Source organism: Ruegeria sp. N7 (assembly GCF_056531345.1).
This window is the reverse complement of record NZ_JBQFLR010000025.1, coordinates 15,394-34,765: the sequence shown is the minus strand read 5'-3', so window position 1 is coordinate 34,765 and position 19,372 is coordinate 15,394. Positions and strand designations below refer to the sequence as shown.

The following is a 19,372-nucleotide window of genomic DNA, read 5'->3' as shown; positions in this document are numbered from 1 at the left end:
TGCAGAAAAACGGACCCTTCAAAAACCTCTTCGACCAACAGTTCAATAAACACAAACACAAACAAAAAGTCGCAGAATAATAAGGGGAGGCTGAAAATCGGGTGACCGGAGATGGGTACATCTGAATCGCGTTTCAGTTTTTGTTTGCGAGGCACATTTCCGCGCGCTGGTGTTGTGGCGCGGCAGACGGATCTGGGGTCAGCATTCGCCGCAATTTGGCGGCAAAACCTTAGGGTTGCGGAGACACCACTGTCCCACCAATAGCCAGCGTCAACTGGCGCGCGGCTTCCATCACCGGGCGGCTCAGCCGTTCGATTTCGGTTGCTCCCACGCGGCTGGTTGGCCCGGACACGGAAAGCCCTGCGACCGCCTCTCTGTTCATATCGAAAACGGGTGCTGCAATGCATCGCATACCTGTAGTCTTTTCTTCGTTGTCCACGGAAAAACCCCGCAATCTGATGGCTGCAAGATCTTTCTTCAACGCCTCGGGGCTGGTAATCGACTGATCCGTAAAAGCCTGTAAATTCGCGGCGGCCAACCTTCGGTTCAATCTGTCTTCGTCCATATGGGCCAACAACGCTTTTCCGATGCCCGACGCGTGCATGGGTGACAATGTGCCGGGGGGAAAAAACGCCCGGATGCTTTCATGTGTTTCAACCTGGCTCAGGAACAGCACCAGACCTTCTTTCTCAATTCCCAAATTGGCGGTCTCGCTCGTGGTTTCCATCAGCTTGCGCATGATCGGCCTTGCCCGTTCCACCAGACTGGTACGGCGCAGAAACCGCGAGCCGATCACAAACGCCTGCGGGCCAATGTGCCAAACCTGTTCTTCATAGTCGAACTCGACCAGGCCCCTGCCCTGCAACGTCACGAGGATACGATAAACAGTGGCCGGTGCCTGGCGCATTTCATCTGAAAGTTCAGTAAGCGCTTTGCCTTGGGCCTGGCTCAGATACTCGAAAACCTCCATCGCCCGATCCAGTGATTTGATCGTATTCTGCGCGGTTTTGTCATCCCACCCCCGCGGCCTTCCCCGGGCTTTGCGACGGAGCTTCGGGTCATTGTCTTGCGATTCCATAAAAACCCTCTGATCATTTATGAAAGACTATTTCAGGATATGAAAAATATAACTCACTGACAACTATAAGTTAAATCTCATTAAACAAATTCTGAAATGCGTTTTCAAAAAAATTTCCAATCAGGCGGATGGAACCTATTGTGCAGGCAAGGACGCAAGGAGACCATCCATGAGCTTTCAAAACCCCGTTTTCATCCCAGGCCCGACGAACATCCCGGAAAGCCTGCGCAAGGCGTGCGATATGCCCACGATCGACCATCGTTCGCCATTGTTCGGGCAAATCCTGCATCCTGCGCGCGCGGGCGTTCGGAAAATTCTGATAAGCGACAGTGCCGAAGTCTTCATTTTCCCGTCGACCGGCACCGGGGGCTGGGAAACCGCCCTGACCAATACGCTGTCCGCAGGTGACAAGGTTCTGGCGGCCCGCAACGGCATGTTCAGCCATCGCTGGATCGATATGTGCCAACGCCATGGGCTGAATGTTGAGATCGTCGAAACCCCGTGGGGCGATGGGTTGCCGGCTGACCGGTACGAAGAAATCCTTACCGCCGACAAAAACCATGAGATCAAGGCGGTTCTAGCCACGCATAATGAGACGGCAACTGGCGTGAAGTCGGATATCGCTGCCGTGCGCAAGGCGCTGACTGCTGCGCAACACCCGGCGCTGCTTTTTGTTGATGGCGTCTCATCCATCGCGTCGATGGATTTCCGGTTTGATGAATGGGGCGTGGATGTTGCCGTTACCGGGTCGCAGAAGGGTTTCATGTTGCCCGCTGGCCTTGCCATCGTCGGTTTCAGCCAGAAAGCGATGGAAGCAACCAAAACCGGCACCCTGCCCCGCACATTCTTTGACGTCCGGGACATGACCAAGGGATACACCAACAATGCTTACCCCTATACACCCGCTGTGGGGTTGATGAATGGCCTCAATCAAGCCTGCGCTATGCTGTTGAGTGAAGGTCTGGAGAACGTTTTCGCCCGACACCACCGGATTGCCGAAGGGGTCCGTGCCGCTGTGGGGGCGTGGGGGCTGGAGCTTTGTGCCAGCAGCCCGGCGGTCTATTCCGATACCGTAAGCGCAATCCGCACGCCGAACGGCTTCAACGCGACGGATATTGTCACGCACGCAGCTGAAAAATACGGCGTTGCCTTTGGCGTGGGCCTTGGTGAGGTCGCGGGCAAGGTGTTCCGGATCGGGCATCTGGGCAGCATGACGGATGTCATGGCTCTGTCCGGGATCGCCACTGCTGAGATGTGCATGGTTGACCTGGGCCTGAACATCGACCTGGGGTCCGGAGTTGCTGCCGCACAGGAATACTATCGTGGCCATCCCGGTTCCGTTCAGAAGAACGCGGCATGATGAAGGATTGCACAATGTATATCCCAACCTATGAAGACATGCTTGCGGCACATGACCGGATCAAACCCCATATCCGCCGCACCCCGGTGCGAACCTCGGACTTTCTCAACGAACTGTCAGGCGCGCAGCTGTTCTTCAAATGCGAAAACTTTCAGGAACCGGGCGCTTTCAAGGTACGAGGTGCCACCAATGCGGTTTTTGGGCTGGATGAGAAACAGGCCGAAAAAGGTGTCGCCACCCATTCTTCGGGCAATCACGCCTCGTGCCTGTCTTATGCGGCGATGAAACGGGGCATTCCCTGCAACGTGGTCATGCCGCGGACAGCGCCGCAAGCAAAGAAGGACACGGTCCGCCGTTATGGAGGGAAGATTACAGAATGCGAACCTTCCACCTCGTCGCGCGAAGCGACATTTGCCGAGGTTCAGGCGGCTACGGGCGGTGACTTTGTTCACCCCTACAACGATCCTCGGGTCATCGCCGGCCAAGGCACCTGTTCGCGCGAGTTTATCGAGCAGACCGACGGTCTGGACGCAGTCGTCGCGCCAATCGGCGGCGGTGGCATGGTATCCGGAACCTGTTTGACCCTGTCCAATCTGGCCCCAGAAACAGCAATCATAGCGGCAGAACCTGAACAGGCAGACGACGCCTATCGCAGCTTCAAGGCCGGTCATATCATCGCGGATGATGCGCCAAAGACGATTGCTGACGGGTTGCTGGTGCCGCTGAAGGATCTCACCTGGCATTTCATTTCAAACCACGTCTCAGAGATTTACACAGCCTCCGAGCAAGAGATCATCGATGCGATGAAACTGACGTGGAAGCACCTGCGGATTGTAATGGAGCCATCTTCGGCCGTTCCGCTGGCCACGGTTCTCAAAAACCCGGACGCCTTCAAGGGCAAGCGTGTCGGACTGATTGTTACAGGTGGCAATGTCGATCTGGACCGGCTGCCCTGGATGAATGTCTGAATACACCCCAACAAAAAACTATCCCGGTATAGGATTACGGAGATGAAAGATATGAGCACTCTCGACCAGTTCGAAGTAGGTTACGACATTCCGGCCAAGCCCGGCATGGACGAAGCAGACATCCAGACACCCAGCCTGATTTTGGATCTCGACGCGCTTGAACGCAATATCAGGAAGATGGGCGATTATGCCAAGGCGCACGGGATGCGTCACCGCGTGCATGGTAAAATGCATAAGTCGGTTGATGTGGCCAAGCTGCAAGAAAAAATCGGTGGTGCCGTCGGTGTCTGCTGCCAGAAAGTTTCCGAGGCCGAAGTTTTCGTTCGTGGTGGGATCAAGGACGTTCTGGTTTCGAACCAGGTGCGTGACCCGGCCAAAATTGACCGCCTCGCACGCCTGCCAAAGCTGGGCAGCCGCATTATCGTGTGTGTCGACGATCTGGAAAATGTCGCCGACCTTTCGGCGGCGGCAGTCCGGCATGGAACACAGCTGGAAGTCTTCGTGGAAATCGATTGCGGCGCAGGGCGGTGCGGGGTCACAACGACACCCGAAGTGATTGAAATCGCCAAGGCGGTTGAGGCTGCAGACAACCTGAAATTCAGCGGAATTCAGGCCTATCAGGGTGCCATGCAACACCTCGACAGCTATGAGGCACGCAAGGAAAAACTGGATACCGCCATCGCGATGGTCAAAGACGCGGTAGACGGTCTTAAAGCCGAGGGTATCGAGTGTGATCTGGTCTCGGGCGGCGGTACGGGGTCTTACTACTTTGAATCCAACTCGGGCGTGTATAATGAGCTGCAATGCGGGTCTTATGCGTTCATGGATGCTGATTACGGTCGCATCCTGGATGAGAACGGCAAGCGGATCGACCAGGGCGAGTGGGAAAACGCCTTCTTCATCCTGACCAGCGTCATGAGCCATGCCAAGGCGGACAAAGCAATCGTCGATGCAGGTCTGAAGGCGCAGTCGGTGGATAGCGGCCTGCCTGTTGTTTTCGGGCGTGACGATGTCGAATACATCAAATGCTCGGATGAACATGGCGTCGTGATGGATCCGAGCGGGGCGCTCAAGGTCAATGACAAGCTAAAGTTGGTGCCGGGGCACTGTGACCCAACCGCAAACGTACATGATTGGTATGTGGGCGTCCGGAATGGCAAGGTCGAATGCGTGTGGCCAGTGTCAGCCCGCGGCCGCGCGTACTGAGCCTGATTGCTCAAAGAATAAGCTTTCGGCCAAACATGGCCGGACAGTCGCCCGTGCGCGCCCGCTTTTGTCGGTGAAACGCACGGGCGCACGAATTTTGAATGGAGAATGACATGCTGATCGTACCCGAGCGCGAAATCGCCAACCTCATGACCCGCGACGCGGCCTTTGAAGCCGTCGAACAGGTCTTTGCCTCTATGGCCGCAGGGGACGCCTACAACTTTCCTGTCGTGCGCGAAGCCATCGGGCATGAGGACGCTCTGTACGGCTTTAAAGGCGGGTTTGATCGCGCCGGGCTGACACTGGGCCTGAAGGCCGGGGGGTATTGGCCGAACAACCTGGAAAAGCGCGGGTTGATCAATCACCAATCCACTGTTTTTCTTTTTGACCCTGACACCGGGAAACCGTCGGCGATGGTTGGCGGCAACCTTTTGACGGCCTTGCGCACTGCAGCGGCCTCTTCTGTATCTATCAAGCACCTTGCCCGTGCGGGCGCGCGGGTGATCGGTATGATCGGGGCCGGGCATCAGGCAACCTTTCAGCTACGCTCGGCGCTGGAGACCCACACCTTTGAAAAGGTCCTTGGCTGGAACTACCACCCCGAGATGCTGCCCAACATTGAAAAGGTCGCCAGTGAAGCCGGTGTTCCGTTTGAAGCAGTCGAACTTGATGGCATGACCGAAGCGGATGTCATAATCTCGATCACCTCGGCTTTTGCGCCATCGCTGATGGCAAACCATGTCAGCCCTGGAACGCATATCGCGTGCATGGGAACGGACACCAAGGGCAAGCAGGAAGTCGAGGCGGCTTTGCTGGCCAAAGCATCTGTATTCACAGATGAAATCGCACAGTCGATTTCGATTGGCGAGGCTCAACACGCCGTGGCACAGGGCCTGATCAGGGAAAGTGACCTGGTCCAGTTGGGTGCGGTCATCAACGGAACGAACCCGGGCCGGACATCAGACGATCAGATCACGTTGTTCGATGGCACTGGCGTAGGTCTTCAGGATCTGGCGGTTGCTGCGTCTGTTGTCGAGCTGGCCGTACAGAAAGGCATCGCGATTGAGGTCGATTTCTGATGGCATCCCCGTGTGGTCGCCTAAGCGTCGCGTCGAAATACGCGTTTCTTATGTGAGCGATGGGCCAAGCCTGCCAGCCCTGAAATGAAGAAGCGGCGCACTACGTGCGCCGCTTCTTCATCTACAATTCCGGGCCGAACCGGTCAGACGTGATCGTCCTGTTTGATAGAGCCCAACCCGTGGCCTGCCATTCCACCGGACACCTCTTCCGTCGCTTCATCCGAAAGCTCTTCGGGCAGAACCAGATTCAGGACAATGGCAATGATCGCAGCAGGCAAGATCCCGGATGTCGCCAGAACTTTGAGAGTTCCGGGCAGATGCTGTAAAGCGCCGGGCTCTAACTGCAAGCCCAGACCAAGGCTGAGTGAAATCGCAAAGATCACCATGTTGCGGCGATTCCACGTCACGTCCGACAGCATCGAGACACCGGCTGCAACCACCATACCGAACATCACGATCACACCACCGCCCAGAACCTCGATCGGAACGGATGAGATCACCGCGCCGATCTTGGGGATAAGCCCGCATATGATCAGGAACAGGGCACCTATGGTTACGACCGTGCGGCTCATGACACCGGTCATGGCGATCAGGCCAACGTTCTGACTGAACGACGTGTTCGGCAGGGCCCCAAAGACGCCTGATACCGCAGTTCCAAGACCATCGGCAAAAGTCGCGCCCTGAATTTCCTTGTCGGTTGCCTCGCGTCCCGCGCCCCCCTTGGTGATACCGGACACATCCCCGACCGTTTCTACAGCCGATACAAAGGACATCGCACAGAACCCAATGATCGCCGCGAATGAAAACTCGATACCGAAGTGAAATGGGTTCGGCATTGCAAACGGAGCCGCGCGCCCAACATTGCCCAAATTTACCTGACCCAGTGCGAATGCCACAACATATCCGACCAACAGGCCAATCAGAACCGCCGACACCGACAACATACCGCGGGCGAAAAACTTCAGGCCCAGCGTAACAACAATCACAGTTCCGGCCATGAGCCAGTTCAGACCAGAGCCGTATTCTTCGGTACCGATGGCGGGTACACCCCCTGCGGCGTACTGGACGCCGACCTTGACAAGCGCAAGCCCGATCATGGTCACGACAAGACCGGTAACCAAGGGCGGAAGCGCAAAGCGAATTCGGCCAATGAACAACCCAAGGCTGGCATGAAACAGGCCGCCTACGACTATACCACCCATCAATACAGCAATCGCGTCAACGCCCTTTCCAACCACCAACGGGATCATGATCGGAATAAAGGCAAACGACGTTCCCTGCACGATTGGCAGGCGGGCGCCAACAGGCCCCAGCCCAATGGTCTGGAACAGTGTCGCAACGCCCGCAAAGAACATCGACATCTGGATCATGTAAATCATCTGCGGGAAATCGGGGCTGTTTGAACCAAACCCGAAACCCGCCGCACCACAGACGATGATGGCTGGCGTGACGTTGGAAACGAACATCGCCAGCACGTGTTGAATTCCCAAAGGGACCGCCTTCAGAATTGGCGGGGTGTAGTTCGGGTCGCGGAGCTGCTCCGGCGTCCCTAAAGTTGCATCTGACATCGCGTTTTTCCTCCCAAAAAAACTACGTGGACCGGCCCCTCTTCCGGCAATGTCCCTTATTCAGTGATCGTGTAGGCGTTCTGGAACCAATATTCCTCAAGGTTGGGCCCGTTTCCTATTCGGTCGACCACGGCGAACAACCCGGGGGGATGAAGCGGTGTCAGTACCCCGTGCCAGGTGTTCCGATGATAATTCACGCCCTGTCCGGGCGCGGTCATGAATGCAACCGGCTCACCCGGTACACCCGCGTTGTCGGGCGCTACGACAACGACAAAGGGTTTATCTGAAAGCGGTAGAAAGGCCTGGCTGCCGTCGGGATGACGCTCGACCATTTCAAGTTTGATGGGCAGGTCGAAGGCCTGGGATTGGAAAACGCTGATCCCTGCGCGCCCCTCATGGAAATCCAGTTGGGCGCGATCATGGTATCGCGCGCATTTTCCCTGATTGATGTATTTGTCCACCGCGCCAGACACTTCGATGACATCGCCGAACGGTGCAAAGACCTCGGCGGTCAGTGGCCGGAGTTTCAGCGTGGATGTCAATGCGCGAATTTCTCGATCAGCCGCAACTCGGCAATCCGTTCGACCTGACGGCAGGCCTCGGCGAATTCGGTGTCTCGATCACTGTCTATCCGACGGCGAAAAGCCTCCAGAATGGTTGCTTTGGTGTTGTCCTTGACCGCAATGATAAAAGGAAAGCCGAACTTGGTCGTGTAGGTGTCGTTCAAGGCCGTGAAGGTCGCACGCTCTTCATCCGTCAGCATGTCGAGACCTGCTCCGGCCTGTTCTGCCGTGCTTTCCTTGGTCAGACGACCCGCAGCAGCAAGTTTGCCTGCCAGATCCGGGTGGGCTGTCAGGACGCCAAGCCGCTGCTCGGCTGTGGCAGATCGGAATACGCGCGCCAGAGCATTGTGAACCCCTGCGGCATTGTCATGCGTGGGACCCAGCTCCAGATCAAAGGCCGCTTGGGCAATCCACGGGCTGTGTTCGAACACGCCGCCAAATTCGGCGACAAAGGTTGGCTGGTCCATTTCCGACGGGGTCAGCCGTTGACTTGGCGGATGCATTTGCGCCCAATGATCAGCGATTTGTTCGCGGGTGGCAAACCAGACCCCGTCATGTTTCTTGAAGTGGTCGAGTGCGCGTTTCAGGGCCATGGCGCGACCAGGGCGGCCGATGAGGCGGCAATGCAGTCCGATCGAAAGCATCTTCGGCACGCCCGCTTGGCCTTCGGCATAAAGCATGTCGAAGCTGTCCTTGAGATAGCTTTCAAACTGTTCGCCGTTGGTATAGCCCGCCTGAATTGCAAACCGCATATCGTTGCAATCCATCGTGTAGGGCACGATCAACTGATCCTTGCCACCGGCCTTGACCCAATAGGGCAAGTCGTCGGCATAGCTGTCGGCAATATAGGCCAGCTCGCCTTCGGCGGCGGCCAGATCGACCGTGTTCATCGAACAGCGGCCCGTGTACCAGCCACGCGGGGGCTTGCCGACGACCTCGGTATGAAGCCGGATCGCCTCACGGATCTGGGCGCGTTCTTCTTCCGCGTCCATGTCCTTGTGCTCAACCCATTTCAGGCCATGGCTGGCAATCTCCCAGCCTGCGGCCTTCATCGCCGCAACCTGCTCCGGTGCACGGGCTAATGCTGTGGCAACGCCATAAACCGTGACAGGAAGGTCCTGCAAAAGCCGATGCACCCGCCAGAACCCTGTGCGGCTGCCGTATTCGTAAATGGATTCCATGTTCCAGTGCCTTTGCCCCGGCCAAGGGGCCGCACCGGTGATTTCGGAAAGAAACGCCTCGGATGCGGCATCCCCGTGCAAAACGTTGTTCTCGCCGCCTTCCTCATAGTTCAGGACAATCTGAACTGCGATTTTGGCCCCGTTTGGCCAGTTTGCGTTTGGCACTTGCCGGCCATAGCCGGTCATGTCTCGTGGATACCGCGTCACATCAATTTCCCTCTTGCTGAAAAGACGAATAACCCAAACAATCACCTATGTTTTTCAAAAAATACTGTAAGCAGTCTTTTGACAGACTGCCTTTGCCTGCCGCGAAGGTATTGCAATAGTAACAGCAATGCTTAGCGAGAGGTGCAAATGGCCGGTTACCTTACAACACATGTCCTGGATACGGCGCGGGGCTGCCCTGCCAGTGGGATGAAGATCGAGTTGTTCCGGATCAACGGAACAGACCGCACGTTGCTGAAAACTCTGCTCACCAACGAGGACGGCCGCACCAATGAACAAATTCTTCCCGAGGCCGAGTTCTCGACGGGCGAATACGAGTTGATGTTTCATGCGGGCGAATACCTCGACACCACTGGCGTGCCACCTGAAAGCCCGCGTTTTCTGGACTTGATCCCGATCCGGTTCGGGATGTCCGAACACGCCCACTATCATGTTCCGCTGCTACTTTCGCCTTTCAGCTACGCGACCTATCGCGGCAGCTGAGCGTTGCACCGCGTGATCCTGTAGACTGACATTGTATTGTTATTTTTGATACTGCTTGATCTTTCGTAGCAATACCCGATGAAACCTCTGTCGCCTAGAGTGCCAAAGAACTTGGATATGTAGGAGCAACGCCATGTATGACCTGGCTGTTTTGTGGGAGTGGATGGCCTTTTCCGTCCGCTGGCTGCATGTGATCACGGCGATGGCGTGGATCGGCGCGTCATTCTATTTTATCGCGCTCGACCTGATGCTTAAGCCGAACCCTGCCTTGCCAGAAGGGGCCTATGGCGAAGAGTGGGAGGTGCACGGGGGCGGGTTCTATCACACCGTCAAATATCTTGTCGCACCCGCGCGTATGCCCGAGCACTTGACCTGGCACAAATGGCAGAGCTATACGACGTGGCTTTCGGGTGCGGCCTTGCTCATGATCATATATTGGGTCGGGGGCGAGTTGTTCCTGCTTGATCCGACCAAAGCGGATCTGGCGTTGTGGCAGGGGATATTGATTTCAGGCGGGTCACTGACCATCGGCTGGCTGCTTTACGACCAGATGTGCAAGTCGCGCCTGAGTGAGCAACCCACCGCGCTGATGCTGTTGTTGTTCTTGATTCTGGTGGCCATGTCCTGGGGTTACAATCAGATTTTTACCGGTCGTGCCGCGCTTTTGCACCTGGGTGCGTTCACCGCAACCATCATGACGGCCAACGTGTTCTTCCAGATCATGCCCAACCAGCGGATCGTGGTGGAAGACCTCAAGGCCGGTCGGACGCCGGATGCCAAATATGGGAAAATCGCCAAGGTGCGTTCGACGCACAACAACTACCTGACCTTGCCTGTCGTGTTCCTGATGCTGTCGAACCACTATCCTCTGGCCTTTGGCACCCAGTATTCATGGATCATCGCCAGCCTGATCTTTCTGACCGGCGTGACCATCCGTCACTACTTCAACACGATGCACGCAACCGGGAAAGGGCCGCACTGGACCTGGGGTGTTACTGTCATCCTCATGATCGTGATCGCATGGCTGTCTTCTGTCAGAACCGGCGAGACATGGGAGGACGCCGAAGCAAGGGCATTGACACCTTACGAAGAAAAATTTGCGTCGGCTGCTGGGTTTGAAGAAGCCTATGACACCGTGCTGGGCAATTGTTCGATGTGTCATGCCCGCGAGCCGGTTTATGGCACCATGAAATGGGCCCCGAAGAAAGTTTATTTGGAAACGCCGGGCGATGTAGCCCGGCACGCCGACCAGATTTACCTGCAGGCCGGGATCAGCCATGCCATGCCACCGCCTTCAGCGGTTCAAATGGACGTGGAAGCGCGCCAAACCATCATCGCATGGGTGCGCGAGGTCAGAGGGCAGTAGGATTTTCGCAGGACGTCCTGTCCTTCGCTTCCTACCCCCTGCCGCGGGACAAATACCCAGTTTCTAACGCTCAAACAAAGCAGGTCGCGCAAGACCTGATGCCGCCCCGGGCCTAGCGCGATGGCGGGGTCAGCCATTGGGCCGACATGCCAAAATTCGAGTTCTTCAACTCTTGCTTGGCAATCGCCTGCAAATGCACCTCGTCCGGACCATCCGCATATCGCAGCGCGCGTGCCCAGGTATAGCTGTCGGCCAGCGGTGTATCCGGGGTCATGCCCATCGCCCCAAAGACCTGCATCGCACGATCCGTGACAGCAGCATGCACATTGGGTGCCACCACCTTGATCAATGAAATCTCTCGGAACGCTTCTTTGGCACCCACCTGATCAATCTTCCAGGCCGCTTTCAGGGTCAGCAACCGCGCCTGTTCGATCTCTAACCGGGATTTGGCGATCCACTCGCGGATCACGCCTTGTTCTGCAAGCTGCTTGCCAAACGCCTTTCGCTCCTGCGCGCGTTCGACCATCAGGTTAAGCGCCATTTCCGCCGCACCGATCGATCGCATGCAATGGTGGATGCGACCCGGCCCAAGCCGGGCCTGCGCCAGTGCGAACCCGCTGCCTTCCTCGCCCAAAAGATTGCTGACCGGAACGCGCACATCCTTGAAGACCAGCTCGGCATGGCCTTCGGGGTCGTGCATGTTCAGAATGGTGGGGTTGCGAACAATCTCAAAACCGGGCGTGTCCTTCGGGACAATGACCATGCTTTGTTGTTTGTGCCGATCCGCATTGGGATCCGTTTTGCCCATCACGATAAACAATCTGGTGTTTGGGTGGCAGGCGTTTGTTATGAACCACTTGCGGCCATTGATGACGTATTCATCCCCCTCACGCCGTATCGAAGTGGTAATATTGGTCGCGTCCGAACTGGCCACATCCGGTTCAGTCATCGCAAAAGAGGATCGGATTTCACCGTTCAACAGCGGCACCAGCCACGTCTCGCGCTGTTCCGGAGTGGCGAACATGTGCAACAGTTCCATGTTGCCGGTATCGGGCGCGCTGCAATTGAACACTTCCGAAGACCAGGCCACCTGCCCCATAAGTTCGGCCAGCGGCGCGTATTCCAGATTGCTCAGCCGGGTGCCGGGTTCATCGTCGCGCAGGCTGGGCAGGAACAAGTTCCACAACCCTTCGGCCCGGGCCAACGCCTTGAGATCTTCCATAAACGAAACCGGGAAACTGCCTGCCGCCATTTCTTCTTTGTGATCGCGTATGCGCGGGTAGATATGCGCCTCCATAAACGCTTTCAGGCGGTCATACATTTCCGTGGCGCGCGGCGATGGGGCAAAATCCATGGCGGTTCCTTCCGGTGCGTTGTGGCGGTGATGTCCTCAAACTCTGCTCGCGCCAGAACGGCCGCCAAGGCACTGTCTTCTGGTGAGTTTAATCCGGCGCTTGATTACGCTCAGTTTGCGCAATCACTCCGATATGAAAAGAGGAAAATACCAATACAGCAACCAGTCGGCGTGAAACGTCAGGTCATTGTTCTCAGAACCTGGTGGACCAACAATACCTAAGGGGATGATCGGGCCGCATTCGGAGATATGCACCGCCGGGCGAGTTTCACATCGCCCGCGCCCGGAATTGCCTCTCAACCCGCCTTTGGCGTTCACACTGAACTAGACCGGTGGTTTCAGACCCAGCTGTTTCACGGCGGCACCTGCTGTCTGAACCCAACGCTCTTTCAGTGCGTTGTTGCCATTGTGGCGCAAGCCCAGCGATTTCAGAAGCTCAAACCGTTTCAGATCATCGCCACCAAAGGATACAGCGACACGGGGCCACCAATAGTTAACCGCGTCCTGCATCTGCTCTGTCTCTCCGCTCTTGGCAAGCTTCACAGCACCTTCCAGCGCCAACGCACCATGATGGGCTTCGACCGGGGCGATGCTGCGGAACGCTTCGGCCAACGGTTGATAGGAAACCATTGAAAACTCGGCCAATTGTTCCATGACCGCACGGCTCATCAGCAGGTTCATGATGACGGCGTCGGTCCAGCCCGAGATCGGATAATTGAATACGGCAAGGCGCATGTCATGCGCGCTGCGGGTCGCGCCGATATCTGCGTCTCGATCCAGGCGCGCCGTCCACGGATGATGTGTGGCATATCTCTCGGTATCGGCCCCGAACTCACCCATTATCCTGAGAACCTGATCGGCGTGATCCGTTTTCTCAAGAACAATCCTGGCGGCTGCGATCCGTTCCTTGATGCCCGGCCCCTGATTGATGATGTCGGCGAATCCGGCAGCACCGGCAAGTTCGCTGTCCACGAACGTGGCCATCAGCTTCATGAGTTCGGCGCGGTAGCGTGGCGGAACATTGGTTGGGTTGGTCAGCACACCGCCTGCGGCCAGATAGCTGTCGAGTGTCATGGTGTCAGTCATCGGTCTTCTCCCTTTACTGGTCGTAGTCCACGACCACGCGGTCGGTAACCGGATAAGCCTGACAGCTCAGCACATAGCCTTTTTCAACCTCGTAATCCTCTAGCGCGTGATTGGCGAGCATCTCGACCTCGCCTTCCAGAACGCGGCAGCGGCAGGTTGAACAGACACCGGCCTTACAGGCGTATGGGGCGTCCATGGCATTTTCCAAGGCTGCGTCCAGAATGGATTGGTCCTTGGGCAGAGTTATCGTCTGAGTGGACCCATCAAGAGTAATTGATGCACTGGTTTGGTTCGCCTGCGTGCCCGAATCTGCCGCACCTTCCTTGCGTTTGGCCCGGCCCGGCTGAGCGCTGGCAAAGAGTTCAAACTTGATCTGCCTGTCGTCAAGACCATGCGCGCGCAGCGCGGCAGCGATCCCCAGCATCATCGGCTCGGGACCGCAGATAAAAGCTGTGTCCACGTTCTGAATATCGACCCAATGTTCGAACAAGTCAGCACATTTTTCCTGCGTCACCAGACCGGTGAACAGGTCGATCTCCTGTGCATCCGCCTCAAGAATATGGATAACGTTCAGGCGGCCCATATAGAGGTTTTTCAGGTCTTCCAGCTCCTCGCGGAACATGATCGTGTTGATGCCCTTGTTGGCGTAGATCAGCGTAAAGCGGGATTTGGGTTCGCGGGTCAGTGTTGTCTTCAGGATCGACAGAACCGGCGTGATGCCAGAGCCGCCAGCGAAGCCAAGGTATTGTTTATCTGCATTCGCATCGATCGGAGTGTGAAAGCTGCCCATCGGTGGCATCGCCTGCACTACGTCCCCGACGTTAAGCTCGGAATTGGCCCAACTGGAGAATGCACCGCCCTCGACACGTTTGATCCCGACTTGCAGTACCCCGTCATCCTTGCCCGCACAAATGGAGTAGGACCGGCGCAGCTCTTCTCCGTCAAAGTCGCGGCGAAACGTCAGGTATTGGCCTGCGGTGAAATCGAACTGATCCGCCGCGCCGTTGACAGGCTCAAGCGTCACGACAACCGCATCGCGGATGGTTTTGTGGATGTCGGTGACTTTCAGGTCATGAAAACGTGCCATCCGGTGCTCCTCCTCAGATGCACTTGAAATAGTCAAAGGGTTCCAGACAGTCGGTGCAGCGCCAATGGGCCTTGCACGGGGTCGAACCGAACTGGCTGACCTTTTCAACTGCTTTACTGCCGCAATGCGGGCAGCGCTCTGGCCCGCCCGCCGGTTGTGGCGGGGCGATGCCAAACTCTTCCAGCTTGGCGCGGCCTTTTTCGCTCAGCCAATCGGTTGTCCAGGCTGGAGAGATGCAGGTTTCGATCCGCACGTCTTTGACGCCGTGATCGTGCAAAGCGGTTTCGATATCCATGCTGATGACGGATGTTGCCGGACAGCCCGAATAGGTTGGTGTGACCGTCACGAGCAGCGTTTCGGCATCCCAACGCACATCGCGCACGATCCCGAGATCGACAACCGAGATTACCGGAATCTCGGGATCCGGTACGGCATCCAGCCAATCCCAGATCTGGTCGGTCGAGTGGCGTTGCATCACATGTTACCAGCTTGCACCGGGGTATGCGCGCTGCAACCACTGCATCTGGGTCAAAAGGTGCCCCAGGTGTTCTGTATGCATGCGCCCGTCCCGCCCGCCTTTGTGGGCAAATCGGCTTTCCGGAAGGGTCAATGTCGCCTTGGCCAGAACCCGTTTGACCAGCGCATCATATTCTTCGCGCAGATCGACCGGGTTCGGCGCAATCCCGGCCGCAGCCATCTGAGCGTCGATGTCATCGCTGACAAACATCTCGCCCACATAGGGCCAGAGGTAATCCAGTGCTGCCTGCATCCGGGTGTGGCTTTCTTCGGTTCCATCACCCAGACCTACGACCGTTTCTGCCGAACGCTCCAGATGATAGGCGACTTCCTTGCTGGCTTTGGCAGCAATCGCGGCGACACGATCGTCAGAGGATGTCAGAAGACGGCCGAGCATGATCGAATGCCAGGCATCGAACAGGAACTGGCGCATCAGGGTGCGGCCGAAATCACCATTCGGAACCTCGACCAGCAACACATTGCGGAAATCCCACGCGTCGCGCAGAAATGCCAGATCATCGGCGGTTTTGCCGCCACCTATCTCGCCGGCAAGGCCAAGCCACATCTGGGTCTGCCCAATCAGGTCCAGCGCTGTGTTGGCCAGTGCAATATCCTCCTCCAACACTGGCGCGTGGCCGCACCATTCACTGACGCGATGGCCCAGGATCAGGGTATTGTCCCCCATCCGCAGCAGGAACTGCTGAAACGCTTCGTCGCGGGTCATCACATCGCCCCCACTTCTTCGGGGATGTCGAAAAAGGTCGGGTGGCGGTACACTTTGCTTTCGCTGGGTTCATACAACGGGCCTTTGTCGCTGGGCGACGACGCCGAGATGTTGTTGGCTTCTACCACCCAAATCGACACGCCTTCGTTGCGGCGGGTGTAAACATCGCGTGCATTCTTGATCGCCATTTCCGCGTCCGGGGCATGCAGCGAGCCGACATGTCGGTGGCTCATCCCATGTTGACCGCGGATGAAGATTTCCCACAGGGGCCATTCGGTATTCATCGGGTTTCCTCCTCAGGGTAAGCTTATTCGGCGGCCAGATTGCCGGCCTGTTTCTTGCGCGCATGGGCCAACAGCCCGTCGCGCACCCATTTGCCGTCATCCCAGGCCTTGTTGCGCGCCGCCAGTCGGTCGACGTTGCAGGGGCCGTTGCCCTTGATCACATCGAAGAATTCCGACCAATCCGGCTCTGAGAAATCGTAGTGCCCGCGCTCTTCGTTCCACTTCAGGTTCGGGTCGGGGATTGTCAGTCCCAGATATTCGGCCTGTGGGACGGTCTGGTCGACGAATTTCTGGCGCAGCTCATCATTGGTGTTGATCTTGATCTTCCAGGCCATCGACTGCGCGGAGTGGACGGAATCCTTGTCGGACGGTCCAAACATCATCAACGACGGGTACCAGAAGCGATTCATCGCGTCCTGCGCCATCTTGCGCTGCTCGGGCGTGCCTTCGGCCATTTTGCGGATCGCGTCATAGCCTTGGCGCTGATGGAAGCTTTCTTCCTTGCAGATGCGGATCATGGCGCGTGAGTACGGCCCGTAGGATGTCCGCTGCAGCGGAACCTGATTCATGATCGCCGCCCCGTCAACCAGCCAACCAACCGCGCCGATATCGGCCCAGTTCAGGGTCGGATAGTTGAAGATCGACGAGTATTTCATGCGACCATCCAGCAGCATCTCGGTGATCTCATCGCGGCTGACACCCAGTGTTTCGGCCGCACAATACAGGTAGAGCCCATGGCCGGCTTCATCCTGCACCTTGGCCAGAAGGATCGCCTTGCGTTGCAGCGTCGGCGCACGTGTGATCCAGTTCCCTTCGGGCAATTGCCCGACGATCTCGGAATGCGCGTGCTGTCCGATCTGGCGGATCAGCGTCTTGCGATACCCCTGAGGCATCCAGTCCTTGGGTTCGATCTTGATATCCGCGTCGATCCGCGCCTGAAATTCAGCAAGCTTTTCAGGATCATCGTTTGACGCCTCGGATTCCACCATCTGGGCATACATGTCCCGTCTCCTCCGTTACACGCGTTCAAGAATAAGTGCAGCGCCTTGCCCGACGCCGACGCACATTGTGCAAAGCGCATAGCGCCCTTTGGTGCGTTTCAGTTGGTACGCTGCGGTCAACACAAGTCGGGCGCCGCTCATCCCCAATGGATGACCAAGGGCGATTGCACCGCCATTCGGGTTCACATGAGCTGCGTCATCGGGCAGGCCAAGCTCTCGCAGCGTTGCCAGACCTTGCGACGCAAACGCCTCGTTCAATTCGATCACATCCATCTGGTCGATGCTCAGCCCCGCGCGCGCCAAAACCTTTCGGCTGGCAGGAACCGGACCAATACCCATGACCCGAGGCTCGACGCCCGCGACAGACATACCAACCACACGGGCAATCGGGGTCAAACCATTCTTTGCCACTGCCACTTCATTCGCGATCAGGATCGCGGCGGCACCGTCATTCACGCCCGAGGCATTCCCAGCGGTCACTGTTTTCTCCGGCCCGTTCACACCCTTGAGGCCCGAGAGTTTTTCCGCTGTGGTTCCCGGGCGAGGATGTTCATCCGTATCGACAACAATCGGATCGCCCTTGCGCTGCGGAATTGAAACCGGTGTGATTTCCTCTTGGAACACGCCTGCCGCGTGCGCCGCAGCCCATCGTGCCTGACTGCGCGCGGCAAAGGCGTCCTGGTCTTCACGGCTGATCCCATAATCTTCAGCGACATTGTCAGCCGTTTGCGGCATGGAATCGACGCCATACTGCTGCTTTAGCCTTGGGTTCACAAAGCGCCAGCCAATCGTGGTGTCGTAAACCGCATTGCTGCGCGTAAACGCCGACGTCGCTTTGGGCATTACAAACGGTGCGCGCGACATGCTTTCCACGCCACCCGCAACAGCAAGATCATAATCGCCTGCCTTGATACCACGCGCCGCCATTCCGACAGCATCCATACCACTGGCGCACAAGCGGTTTATCGTTGTTCCCGGCACGTCCGTCGGCAATCCAGCAAGCAGTGCCGCCATCCGGGCAACGTTGCGATTGCTCTCTCCTGCCTGGTTGGCATCGCCATAAATGACGTCATCCACACTGGTCCAGTCGACTTGCGGGTTGCGCGCCATCAGGGCCGCCAGCGGGATAGCCGCCAGATCATCCGTGCGAACCGATGAAAGCGCACCACCATACCGCCCAATCGGGGTGCGGGTTGCGTCGCAGATGAAGGCGTCCATCAATTGGGTCTCCTGTTGGAACACAAGTCATTAACCGTCTGGTCGGTTAATAAATGCTCAATCGATTCGGCGCAAGCATTATGTTACCACGTAATCGCTTCTGTCAGCTTTCTGTAACATTAAATGGCACTTCTTTCACATCCGTCTTCCAACCCCCAAGAGCGCCATCCCGAGCTCGGCAAAAAACGAGTCAACCACCCGCCGCAGATTCCAGCGTTGCAAGATCCGGTTTGGACAATTGTCCCAGCAGTCGGGACACCGCCGCGCGACACTCCGCGCCCTTCCAATCGGCGGGCAAAAAGGCCGGAGGCAGGGACGGATGGCGCAGGACCAAACGACGCCACCCATGCACAATCAATACGCGCAGCACCGCTATTTTAAGCGGATCGCCGACGCCATCGACAGGCAGCATTTGCTCGGTGATTTGAATGGAATGCAAAAACTGATCATAGGCAGACTTCAGCACTTCAGGGCCACAAAGGTCGCGCAGCCAGCCGGGGATCGAAGTAGCGCTGCTTTCAACACCCAGCAGTTCTTCAAGGTTCTCCGGGACGGGTCCTGCCGACATGGCTGTTGTGTGGTTAACTGAAATATAGTCTCCAGTAAGCATCAGATCTGCCAGCTCTTTTCGCGAACTTTCTGAACTGCTGGCAACAAGCACATGCCAGGTTTCTGGCGTATTCGTCTCGCTGGAATAGATGCGCGGGGCAGCGGCGGCGCTTTGACTGCGGCCATATTCGGTCAGTCTGTGCACGCTGTTTCGCCCGACCCGCGTGCTTTCGATCCAGCCTTCCTTGCGCAGCCTGTGCAGCGCAACACGCGTGGCTTCGGCCTTGATCCCCGCAAGGTTGGTCAGTGCTGTGATCAACGCGCCGCTAACCTGGTCAGACCCGCTCTGGGCCAGATCACCGAATATCGTGACCAGAACTGACCACACACGTTGCGTGCCAGTTGTGGTCAACTGGCTGACGCAGGTTTCGAACCATTCTGGAGCCGTATCTTTCATAAGCACAGTATAATCGGGC

19 protein-coding genes are annotated in these 19,372 nt (G+C 57.1%); 6 read left to right on the top strand and 13 right to left on the bottom strand.

Annotated elements, in window-relative coordinates; translation table 11 throughout:
* Positions 1–229 precede the first annotated feature (229 nt).
* Positions 230–1,078: an HTH-type transcriptional regulator BhcR gene (gene bhcR / locus ACR0ES_RS18955; protein WP_480484842.1), complete on the bottom strand. Its 849-nt coding sequence runs from the start codon at positions 1,076–1,078 to the stop codon at positions 230–232.
* Between the two features lie 169 nt (positions 1,079–1,247).
* Here bhcR and bhcA point away from each other — a divergent pair, with 169 nt between their 5' ends.
* From bhcA to bhcD, 4 genes are all read left to right on the top strand, one after another.
* Positions 1,248–2,438 (top strand): L-aspartate--glyoxylate aminotransferase BhcA, encoded by a 1,191-nt coding sequence (gene bhcA / locus ACR0ES_RS18950; RefSeq protein WP_480871499.1) that lies wholly within the window; start codon positions 1,248–1,250, stop codon positions 2,436–2,438.
* On the top strand, positions 2,438–3,406 hold the full coding sequence (gene bhcB / locus ACR0ES_RS18945; RefSeq protein WP_480871500.1) for a beta-hydroxyaspartate dehydratase BhcB: 969 nt from the start codon (positions 2,438–2,440) through the stop codon (positions 3,404–3,406). Before bhcA ends, bhcB begins: the two co-directional genes overlap by 1 nt.
* 42 nt (positions 3,407–3,448) lie before the next feature.
* Positions 3,449–4,612, top strand: a complete 1,164-nt coding sequence (bhcC, locus tag ACR0ES_RS18940) for a 3-hydroxy-D-aspartate aldolase BhcC (protein ID WP_480489190.1) — start codon at positions 3,449–3,451, stop codon at positions 4,610–4,612.
* A gap of 113 nt (positions 4,613–4,725) precedes the next feature.
* Entirely contained in the window at positions 4,726–5,691 is a 966-nt protein-coding gene (gene bhcD, locus ACR0ES_RS18935; protein ID WP_480496106.1) for an iminosuccinate reductase BhcD, read from the top strand.
* Between the two features lie 143 nt (positions 5,692–5,834).
* Here bhcD and ACR0ES_RS18930 read toward each other — a convergent pair whose 3' ends face one another.
* Genes ACR0ES_RS18930 through puuE form a run of 3 tightly spaced genes read right to left on the bottom strand, consistent with a single transcriptional unit; the run spans position 5,835 to position 9,210 of the window.
* Entirely contained in the window at positions 5,835–7,259 is a 1,425-nt protein-coding gene (locus ACR0ES_RS18930; protein WP_480871498.1) for a uracil-xanthine permease family protein, read from the bottom strand.
* Positions 7,260–7,315: 56 nt separating this feature from the next.
* A complete protein-coding gene (locus ACR0ES_RS18925) occupies positions 7,316–7,801 on the bottom strand; it encodes an ureidoglycolate lyase (RefSeq protein ID WP_480774441.1) in 486 nt (161 codons plus the stop codon).
* Positions 7,798–9,210, bottom strand: a complete 1,413-nt coding sequence (puuE, locus tag ACR0ES_RS18920; RefSeq protein WP_480871497.1) for an allantoinase PuuE — start codon at positions 9,208–9,210, stop codon at positions 7,798–7,800. The genes ACR0ES_RS18925 and puuE overlap by 4 nt, the downstream gene beginning before the upstream one ends.
* A gap of 147 nt (positions 9,211–9,357) precedes the next feature.
* Between puuE and uraH the strand changes: the two genes are divergently transcribed.
* Entirely contained in the window at positions 9,358–9,711 is a 354-nt protein-coding gene (gene uraH / locus ACR0ES_RS18915; RefSeq protein WP_480489200.1) for a hydroxyisourate hydrolase, read from the top strand.
* A gap of 133 nt (positions 9,712–9,844) precedes the next feature.
* Complete coding sequence (locus ACR0ES_RS18910) at positions 9,845–11,077, top strand: urate hydroxylase PuuD (RefSeq protein WP_480484850.1); 1,233 nt, start codon at positions 9,845–9,847, stop codon at positions 11,075–11,077.
* 112 nt (positions 11,078–11,189) lie between these two features.
* Here ACR0ES_RS18910 and ACR0ES_RS18905 read toward each other — a convergent pair whose 3' ends face one another.
* The 9 genes from ACR0ES_RS18905 to ACR0ES_RS18865 form a co-directional block, all read right to left on the bottom strand.
* Positions 11,190–12,431 (bottom strand): acyl-CoA dehydrogenase family protein, encoded by a 1,242-nt coding sequence (locus tag ACR0ES_RS18905; RefSeq protein WP_480484851.1) that lies wholly within the window; start codon positions 12,429–12,431, stop codon positions 11,190–11,192.
* Positions 12,432–12,755: 324 nt separating this feature from the next.
* Entirely contained in the window at positions 12,756–13,517 is a 762-nt protein-coding gene (locus tag ACR0ES_RS18900) for a Phenylacetic acid catabolic protein (protein WP_480871496.1), read from the bottom strand.
* Positions 13,518–13,530: 13 nt separating this feature from the next.
* The gene (locus tag ACR0ES_RS18895) at positions 13,531–14,604 is read right to left on the bottom strand and encodes a 2Fe-2S iron-sulfur cluster-binding protein (protein WP_480559103.1); all 1,074 of its coding nucleotides are present in this window, start codon (positions 14,602–14,604) and stop codon (positions 13,531–13,533) included.
* A gap of 13 nt (positions 14,605–14,617) precedes the next feature.
* Positions 14,618–15,079: a 1,2-phenylacetyl-CoA epoxidase subunit PaaD gene (gene paaD, locus ACR0ES_RS18890; protein ID WP_480559101.1), complete on the bottom strand. Its 462-nt coding sequence runs from the start codon at positions 15,077–15,079 to the stop codon at positions 14,618–14,620.
* A gap of 6 nt (positions 15,080–15,085) precedes the next feature.
* Positions 15,086–15,844, bottom strand: a complete 759-nt coding sequence (gene paaC / locus ACR0ES_RS18885; protein ID WP_480774442.1) for a 1,2-phenylacetyl-CoA epoxidase subunit PaaC — start codon at positions 15,842–15,844, stop codon at positions 15,086–15,088.
* Positions 15,844–16,128, bottom strand: coding sequence for a 1,2-phenylacetyl-CoA epoxidase subunit PaaB (gene paaB, locus ACR0ES_RS18880; protein WP_209507558.1), 285 nt, complete (start codon positions 16,126–16,128; stop codon positions 15,844–15,846). The genes paaC and paaB overlap by 1 nt, the downstream gene beginning before the upstream one ends.
* 23 nt (positions 16,129–16,151) lie before the next feature.
* Entirely contained in the window at positions 16,152–17,129 is a 978-nt protein-coding gene (gene paaA / locus ACR0ES_RS18875; RefSeq protein ID WP_480476985.1) for a 1,2-phenylacetyl-CoA epoxidase subunit PaaA, read from the bottom strand.
* A 15-nt stretch (positions 17,130–17,144) separates the two neighbouring features.
* Positions 17,145–18,347, bottom strand: a complete 1,203-nt coding sequence (gene pcaF / locus ACR0ES_RS18870) for a 3-oxoadipyl-CoA thiolase (RefSeq protein ID WP_480774443.1) — start codon at positions 18,345–18,347, stop codon at positions 17,145–17,147.
* A 190-nt stretch (positions 18,348–18,537) separates the two neighbouring features.
* Positions 18,538–19,353 (bottom strand): PaaX family transcriptional regulator C-terminal domain-containing protein, encoded by an 816-nt coding sequence (locus tag ACR0ES_RS18865; protein WP_480484856.1) that lies wholly within the window; start codon positions 19,351–19,353, stop codon positions 18,538–18,540.
* Positions 19,354–19,372: the final 19 nt, after the last annotated feature.

What these genes read in the sequence shown, in the direction of transcription:
- pcaF (WP_480774443.1), bottom strand. Translation starts at nt 18,347, where the DNA reads ATGGACGCCTTCATCTGCGACGCAACCCGCACCCCGATTGGGCGGTAT.
- ACR0ES_RS18900 (WP_480871496.1), bottom strand. Translation starts at nt 13,517, where the DNA reads ATGACTGACACCATGACACTCGACAGCTATCTGGCCGCAGGCGGTGTG.
- bhcD (WP_480496106.1), top strand. Translation starts at nt 4,726, where the DNA reads ATGCTGATCGTACCCGAGCGCGAAATCGCCAACCTCATGACCCGCGAC.
- ACR0ES_RS18910 (WP_480484850.1), top strand. Translation starts at nt 9,845, where the DNA reads ATGTATGACCTGGCTGTTTTGTGGGAGTGGATGGCCTTTTCCGTCCGC.
- uraH (WP_480489200.1), top strand. Translation starts at nt 9,358, where the DNA reads ATGGCCGGTTACCTTACAACACATGTCCTGGATACGGCGCGGGGCTGC.
- ACR0ES_RS18930 (WP_480871498.1), bottom strand. Translation starts at nt 7,259, where the DNA reads ATGTCAGATGCAACTTTAGGGACGCCGGAGCAGCTCCGCGACCCGAAC.
- paaD (WP_480559101.1), bottom strand. Translation starts at nt 15,079, where the DNA reads ATGCAACGCCACTCGACCGACCAGATCTGGGATTGGCTGGATGCCGTA.
- bhcA (WP_480871499.1), top strand. Translation starts at nt 1,248, where the DNA reads ATGAGCTTTCAAAACCCCGTTTTCATCCCAGGCCCGACGAACATCCCG.
- paaB (WP_209507558.1), bottom strand. Translation starts at nt 16,128, where the DNA reads ATGAATACCGAATGGCCCCTGTGGGAAATCTTCATCCGCGGTCAACAT.
- bhcC (WP_480489190.1), top strand. Translation starts at nt 3,449, where the DNA reads ATGAAAGATATGAGCACTCTCGACCAGTTCGAAGTAGGTTACGACATT.
- ACR0ES_RS18905 (WP_480484851.1), bottom strand. Translation starts at nt 12,431, where the DNA reads ATGGATTTTGCCCCATCGCCGCGCGCCACGGAAATGTATGACCGCCTG.
- ACR0ES_RS18895 (WP_480559103.1), bottom strand. Translation starts at nt 14,604, where the DNA reads ATGGCACGTTTTCATGACCTGAAAGTCACCGACATCCACAAAACCATC.
- bhcB (WP_480871500.1), top strand. Translation starts at nt 2,438, where the DNA reads ATGAAGGATTGCACAATGTATATCCCAACCTATGAAGACATGCTTGCG.
- bhcR (WP_480484842.1), bottom strand. Translation starts at nt 1,078, where the DNA reads ATGGAATCGCAAGACAATGACCCGAAGCTCCGTCGCAAAGCCCGGGGA.
- paaA (WP_480476985.1), bottom strand. Translation starts at nt 17,129, where the DNA reads ATGTATGCCCAGATGGTGGAATCCGAGGCGTCAAACGATGATCCTGAA.
- ACR0ES_RS18865 (WP_480484856.1), bottom strand. Translation starts at nt 19,353, where the DNA reads ATGAAAGATACGGCTCCAGAATGGTTCGAAACCTGCGTCAGCCAGTTG.
- paaC (WP_480774442.1), bottom strand. Translation starts at nt 15,844, where the DNA reads ATGACCCGCGACGAAGCGTTTCAGCAGTTCCTGCTGCGGATGGGGGAC.